Source organism: Arthrobacter sp. cf158 (assembly GCF_900106835.1).
Lineage (GTDB): Bacteria > Actinomycetota > Actinomycetes > Actinomycetales > Micrococcaceae > Arthrobacter.
This window is the reverse complement of record NZ_FNNR01000013.1, coordinates 114,573-120,712: the sequence shown is the minus strand read 5'-3', so window position 1 is coordinate 120,712 and position 6,140 is coordinate 114,573. Positions and strand designations below refer to the sequence as shown.

7 protein-coding genes are annotated in these 6,140 nt (G+C 63.2%); 2 read left to right on the top strand and 5 right to left on the bottom strand.

The annotated features are described in order from the left end of the window. From BLW08_RS21555 to BLW08_RS21545, 3 genes are all read right to left on the bottom strand, one after another. Nucleotides 1-476 (bottom strand): class II fructose-bisphosphate aldolase (locus BLW08_RS21555; RefSeq protein ID WP_175538793.1); only part of this gene is annotated, 476 nt, incomplete at its 3' end. A gap of 138 nt (nt 477-614) precedes the next feature. After that, nucleotides 615-1,301 carry a TrmH family RNA methyltransferase gene (locus BLW08_RS21550; RefSeq protein ID WP_090826074.1) on the bottom strand — a complete coding sequence of 229 codons (687 nt, stop codon included), beginning with the start codon at nt 1,299-1,301 and terminating at the stop codon, nt 615-617. A 46-nt stretch (nt 1,302-1,347) separates the two neighbouring features. Beyond that, nucleotides 1,348-2,535 carry a hypothetical protein gene (locus BLW08_RS21545; protein WP_091328015.1) on the bottom strand — a complete coding sequence of 396 codons (1,188 nt, stop codon included), beginning with the start codon at nt 2,533-2,535 and terminating at the stop codon, nt 1,348-1,350. 302 nt (nt 2,536-2,837) lie between these two features. Here BLW08_RS21545 and BLW08_RS21540 point away from each other — a divergent pair, with 302 nt between their 5' ends. Beyond that, nucleotides 2,838-3,668: an HAD-IIA family hydrolase gene (locus BLW08_RS21540; protein ID WP_090826227.1), complete on the top strand. Its 831-nt coding sequence runs from the start codon at nt 2,838-2,840 to the stop codon at nt 3,666-3,668. Between the two features lie 10 nt (nt 3,669-3,678). Further along, nucleotides 3,679-4,386, top strand: a complete 708-nt coding sequence (locus tag BLW08_RS21535) for a tyrosine-protein phosphatase (protein WP_091328012.1) — start codon at nt 3,679-3,681, stop codon at nt 4,384-4,386. Nucleotides 4,387-4,389: 3 nt separating this feature from the next. Here the strand turns inward: BLW08_RS21535 and BLW08_RS21530 are convergent, their stop codons facing one another. Both BLW08_RS21530 and pyrE read right to left on the bottom strand, forming a co-directional pair. Next, nucleotides 4,390-5,514 carry a thioesterase domain-containing protein gene (locus tag BLW08_RS21530; protein ID WP_090826084.1) on the bottom strand — a complete coding sequence of 375 codons (1,125 nt, stop codon included), beginning with the start codon at nt 5,512-5,514 and terminating at the stop codon, nt 4,390-4,392. Between the two features lie 48 nt (nt 5,515-5,562). After that, entirely contained in the window at nt 5,563-6,135 is a 573-nt protein-coding gene (gene pyrE / locus BLW08_RS21525) for an orotate phosphoribosyltransferase (protein WP_090826087.1), read from the bottom strand. Nucleotides 6,136-6,140 lie beyond the last annotated feature (5 nt).

The following is a 6,140-nucleotide window of genomic DNA, read 5'->3' as shown; positions in this document are numbered from 1 at the left end:
TCCAGGATGATCTTCGCAGCAGCAGCACGCTCCAGCAGTTCACGGCCGATCCGCAGGTTCTCCGACAGGGTCTCGTGCGAGCCGTCCCACATGTGCGAGTTAAAGATCGGGTCCTTGCCGGCTTTCACGGCTTCCTCGGAAGCGGCCAGCAACGGCAGGACGAAGTCCGCCAGCTTGTCCTGCGGGCAGTGGTCCGTGTGCAGGGCGATGTTGACGTTGTAATTCCTGGCAACTTCACGGGCGAACGCGGCGAAGCCGAGGGAACCGGCCACCATGTCCTTGACCGAAGCACCGGACCAGTACGCAGCACCACCGGTGGAAACCTGGATGATGCCATCGGATTCTGCCTCGGCGAAACCGCGGATCGCAGCATTCAGAGTCTGCGACGACGTCACGTTGACCGCAGGGAAAGCGAAACCGCCAGCCTTCGCACGGTCGATCATCTCGGAGTAAATCTCTGGGGTTGCAATGGGCATGGTGACTCCTATGCTGAATTCGTCTGTGGGTTGGTAACCCTGGAGTAGACCGCTTACGGCTAGCACCATCCTAGCGATATCCGCCGGGACGCCGTGTTTCGGGTCACTGGGGGTTCTTAACACTTCCGCCGGGAAGGGCTACGGAATCGGCTGCTGGAACACGTGGCGGCGGACCCACGCGTGCATGGCAATGGCCGCGGCAGACGCTGCGTTCATGGACCGTGTGGAGCCGAACTGCTCGATGGACAGCGTTGCGACCGCGGCATCGTGTACTTCCGGTGTGAGTCCCGGACCTTCCTGGCCAAACACCAGCACGCAGTTCTTCGGGAGATCGTAAGTCTCCAGTGGCACGGAATCCGGGAAGATGTCGATGCCGATCACCGCCAGCCCCTCCCCCTCAGCCCATTGGACAAAGTCCTCAACTGTGGGGTGGTGGCGGACGTGTTGGTAGCGGTCGGTGACCATTGCCCCGCGGCGATTCCACCGGCGTCGACCAATAATGTGGACCTCTTTGGCGAGGAACGCGTTGGCGGTGCGCACCACGGTGCCGATGTTGAGGTCGTGCTGCCAGTTCTCAATGGCAATGTGGAAATCGTGCCGCTTGGAATCCAGGTCCGCCACAATGGCCTCGTGCTTCCAGTACCGGTACTGGTCCACCACGTTGCGGCGGTCACCATCCCTCAACAGGTCCGGATCCCAATGGTCACCCAGCGGCAAGTCACCTTCCCAAGGCCCGACGCCGACCTCGGGTTTCGCTTCTGCCTCGCCCTCCGCTGTGGTTTCGGCAGGGGCGGGCAGGGCTGTGGAGGGGGGAAGGTCAGTCACCCCTCAACTTTAGCCCTGCCCTGTTGCCCGTTTGAGCTGCCTTGGATCAGCCCATCTTCCACTTGTTGATGCGGTACGAGTTGCCCAGTTGCTCAAAAAGCCCGGGGTGGGCATCCCAGTATTCCTTGTGTCCGCTGACGCCCAGCATCTGCGGCGTGCCCCACGGGGTCACGGAAAACAGGTTCACGGCCTGAATCGCTTCGCCGCGGGCGTTGTTGCAGGTGAAGCTGACCACCACGGCCGCGCCGCGACGGAACTCGCGTACTTCCGGCATGCTGGTCTTGAAGTCGGACGTGCACTTGTGGCCCACCAGGTTCTGCGGAAGCTCAGTGGCGGTCATTTCCTTATAGCGCGCCTCAATGTCCTGGATGGCGGCCTTGACCTCGGCGGGGTCCTTGCCAAACTTGCCTTCCTCGGACTCAGCGAAGAAGGCGTAGGCGAGCGCGATCCCGTCGCCGTCGGTCTCCACGGTCCCTTGGGCTTTCTTTTGGATTTCTTCGCCCGTGCTCGGATCCTTGGTGATGCCGAACGATTCGTCGTGGGTCCACTCGGCAAGGTACTGGAAGGACGATTCGCCCGTGACCCATTTGCTGAACAGGGGATCACCGTCGGCCGGGACGTTGGTGGGGCCGGCGAAACCTTCCCATACGGCGGGCAGCGGGATGGCGCCGGCGGGAAGGTCAGTGGATGCCGATGCATCTCCCGACGGCTCGGCAGAAGGCTCGGCGGCTGCATCCGATGCTTCTTCGGAGGACGTCACCGACGGCGTTTCAACGGCCACAGGCTTAGTCATCGCGGGAATGAGCCACGTGAATGCCACCACCAGGGCAATAATCACGACGACGGCCACTCCACCCAGGATGAAGAACAGCGACTTCCTGTTGTGGTCGCCAGGGTTCTGGTTGGGGCCGCCAGGGTAGCCGGGCTGGTTGGGGTCCGCCTGCGGGTAGCGGTGAACAGTCTCGGCGTACACGCCGTCGGGGTGTCCGTGCGGTGACTGGTTCCCCTGTGCAGGAAATGCCTGAGTGGGCGGTTGTTGCGTGGGGAAAGCCTCGGTACGGCCCTCCTGCGGCTGGGCCGGCGGCTGGGCCGGCTGTTGGGCCTCCGGCTGGTACATGGGTTGGGTCTGCCCCGGCTGGTACTGACGGTACTGTTCCTTGCCGGTGTCATACCGCGGCTGTGGCACGCCGTCCGGGTTGTAGGGAGGTTGCGGTGCTCCATTGTTATTGCTCATGACAGGCCCTTTCGAGTGCAGTGCTGGCACCGTGCCTCTGGGGACACTGGTGGACAATCCGGAAAAGGGGACCTGCTGAAGCGTGGCAGGCACTGAGTGTTCACCGTGAAGATCCCCCGACCCACGGCGTGGCCTGTTCCGCGCAGCCACCAGCGTAGTTCAGGCCACCGTGCATCGCACAAGTCATAAGGGCTATTCGCATGGGTAGAACTACCCACATAAGCGCGGACTCAGGATGTTTAGGCAACAGATTGATGGAAGACTGGGTGGCAGTGCATGAACAACCCACGCCGGAGGCAAATATGGCAGAAGAATCCACGCCCCACACGTCCACCTCGGTTTACCGCAATGGCCACGAAATCGAATGCTGGCTCACGGACATGGACGGCGTCCTGGTCCACGAAAACCAGGCGATTCCCGGCGCAGCTGAACTGATCCAGCGCTGGGTGGATACCTCCAAACGCTTCCTGGTGCTGACCAACAACTCCATCTTCACCCCGCGGGACCTCGCCGCCCGCCTGCGTGCATCCGGCCTGGAAGTACCGGAAGAGAACATCTGGACGTCGGCGCTGGCAACGGCACAGTTCCTCAAGGACCAGGTGCAGTCCTCAGACTCAGGCAACCGCGCGTACACCATCGGCGAGGCCGGCCTCACCACCGCGCTGCACGAGGCCGGTTTTATTCTCACGGACACGGACCCCGATTTCGTGGTCCTCGGCGAAACCCGCACTTACTCTTTCGAAGCGATCACCATGGCCGTCCGCCACATCCTGGCAGGCGCCCGCTTCATCGCCACCAACCCTGACGCCACCGGCCCCTCCAAGGACGGCCCCATGCCGGCTACCGGCGCCATCGCGGCCATGATCACCAAGGCAACCGGCCGCGAGCCCTATATTGTGGGCAAGCCGAACCCCATGATGTTCCGCTCGGCGATGAACCAGATCGATGCCCACTCCGAGACCACTGCCATGATCGGGGACCGCATGGACACGGACATCGTGGCCGGTATGGAAGCGGGCCTGCACACGGTCCTGGTGCTCAGCGGCATCACACAGCGTGAGGAAATCGTGTCCTTCCCGTTCCGGCCCAACCAGATCCTGAACTCCGTGGCCGACCTCAAGAGCCAGATCTAGGGGACGCACCATGGCTGTGCTCAATCTGCGTGCTTTGGCCGGCGGCCGGATACTCAGGGGGAGCCAGCCGTTCGGTTTGGATGCCGCTGCAACGTCGGGTTTCCTGGCAGAGCACGGCATCCAGGCGATCGTGGATTTACGGAGTGAACTGGAGCGCTCCTTGGTTCCGTGGTTGGTTCACGACGCCGACGCACCTGCCGCCGTGGTCCCGCCCGCCGTCGAACTCATCAACAATCCCCTGGACCCCAACGCGGTGGCGGGGTCGCTCCAAGCAGTCGAAACGGCTGAGGACCTCGGGGAGCTGTACCTTGGCTGGATCCGGATCCGGCCCGAGTGGGTGGCGGATGCACTGCGTCCCGTGGCGAGCGGCAAGCGCACGTTGATTCATTGTTCGTTGGGTAAGGACCGGACAGGCGTGGTGTCGGCTGTTGGGCTGCTGGCAGCCGGCGGGACCGAGGACCAAGTGGTGTCGGATTACGTTGCAACCACAGAAAACCTGCCGGACGTCCTGAAGGTGATGGCCGAGACGTGGCGCCTCAGCGTTCCCTCAACGCCGGCAGAGTATTTCAGCCCGGACCTCATGATCCTGCAAAGCCCCGAGGCCGCGATCCGGCATTTCCTTGCTGGTTTCGCACAGGAGTTCGGGGACGTACGTGCCTTCCTGCGCGAGGCAGGCCTCACCGCCGTCGAGGTTGAATCGCTGGGGAACGGTACCTGAGAGCTACGCCGGCCGGATGACCTTGCCGTTGGGCTCTTGATACGACGGCTCTACGGGCTCTGGCGGCAGCGGCTGCAGTTCATCCTGGACCCGCTCCAGCAGCGGCCTGTACACGCCACCGTTCCATTGGGGGCTGGCATGCGCGGGGCGGGCGCCGTCGGTACTGAGCGTGGGCAGCGCCATGTTGGCTCCGAACACTTTGCTCCAACCGGCACGAGCCGACTCGTAATTGACGGTACCGTCCTTGGAATTGCCCAGGAACGCCATCTTGGCCCCACCGATCTTGCCGGCAAAGCGCAGGCCATCAAAGTGATAGATGTAGGCCGACTCCGTCTGGATCAGCACACTGGACGGGGCGATCGGCGAGAGTTGCTCCAGGCTCTGGTCAAGGATCTGCCGCCACGTCCGCTCGTCCTTGTGCACCACGCGCTCCCCCAGCTCATAGCTTCCGCGGAGCACCGAAGGGATGCGGAACCCATTCTCGTAGAGGAACACCACGCCGTCGAACCAACTTTGGTCAAGGACGTCGGCGCGGCTGAAGGGGCTCGAGTCCAGGACGATCAACTGCGTTTCAACGCCGTGCAGCTCCAGCAGGCGGGCAGCGACCTGTGTGGCGAGCATCCCGCCGAAACTGTGGCCGTAGAAGTACAACTTCTCAAGTTCCAGTTCGCGCACGTGCAGGATGATTTCGCGGACGATCTCGTCCACGTCCAGCCCCAGATTGGAATATCCGACGGCGGCAAGGCGGCCGCGCTGGTGCAGGGCGGGACGCAGTGAGTTGAGAATCCACTGCCCCTCTTCCCAACTGGTCTTGTACCCGGGAAAGAGAATCCAGCTGGCTTTGGGGAAGTACAAGTCCGAGTAGGGATCGGGGACGCGAAGTATCTTGGTGGCCCGACGCTCGGCCTGCACCCGCCGGGTGAAGAGCATGTCCCCGGCCAGCGCCGCGGATGCGCCAGCGGTGATGAGGAAGTTGCGGCGGGACGTCTTTTTGAGCCGGGCAGCGTAAGGCAGGATCCGGGCCCACGAGCCCGGATCCTCGGCCTTCTCCGTTTCCGGAGTCACCGGCGCGGGGAGGTTTTCGTTCACCTCCGGCGGCGCCGGGAGCTTCCCTACTTGAACGTCCACGCAGCAAGCATAGGCTCGCCGGGCACTGCCTTACAGCCCCGGTGGTTCTTAGTCGAGGCCCAGCTCATCCTTACCGAAAGCGAAGAGGTACGGCACGCCGGTTTCGGCTTCGATCTTCTCTTTTGCACCAGTGTTGCGGTCAACGATCACGGCCACAGCCACCACATTGCCGCCGGCCTTGCGGACACCCTCGACGGCGGTCAGTGCGGATCCGCCGGTAGTGGACGTGTCCTCCAGAACCACCACGTTGCGGCCTTCAACCGAGGGGCCTTCAACCTGGCGGCCCATGCCGTAGGACTTCTGGGCCTTGCGCACCACAAAAGCGTCAACGGGGCGGCCGGCGTCGGCAGCAGCGTGCATCACGGCGGTGCCCACGGGATCGGCGCCCATGGTGAGTCCGCCGGCGCACTCAACTGACACACCGGCGTCGTCGATCATTGCCAACATGACCTGACCCACCAGCTTGGAGGCCTCGTGGTGCAAGGTGATGCGGCGGAGGTCGATGTAGTAGTCCGCTTCCTTGCCGCTGGAGAGGATCACCTTGCCGCGGACCACCGCCAGTTCTTTGATGAGTTCAAGAAGGCGGGCGCGGGCAGCAGCAGTGTCAGGCGTGGAAGTCATGGCTC

Bases quoted from the DNA above. Each gene is read 5' to 3' on its own strand.
- BLW08_RS21545 (WP_091328015.1), bottom strand. From the start codon at position 2,535: ATGAGCAATAACAATGGAGCACCGCAACCTCCCTACAACCCGGACGGC.
- BLW08_RS21535 (WP_091328012.1), top strand. From the start codon at position 3,679: ATGGCTGTGCTCAATCTGCGTGCTTTGGCCGGCGGCCGGATACTCAGG.
- BLW08_RS21540 (WP_090826227.1), top strand. From the start codon at position 2,838: ATGGCAGAAGAATCCACGCCCCACACGTCCACCTCGGTTTACCGCAAT.
- pyrE (WP_090826087.1), bottom strand. From the start codon at position 6,135: ATGACTTCCACGCCTGACACTGCTGCTGCCCGCGCCCGCCTTCTTGAA.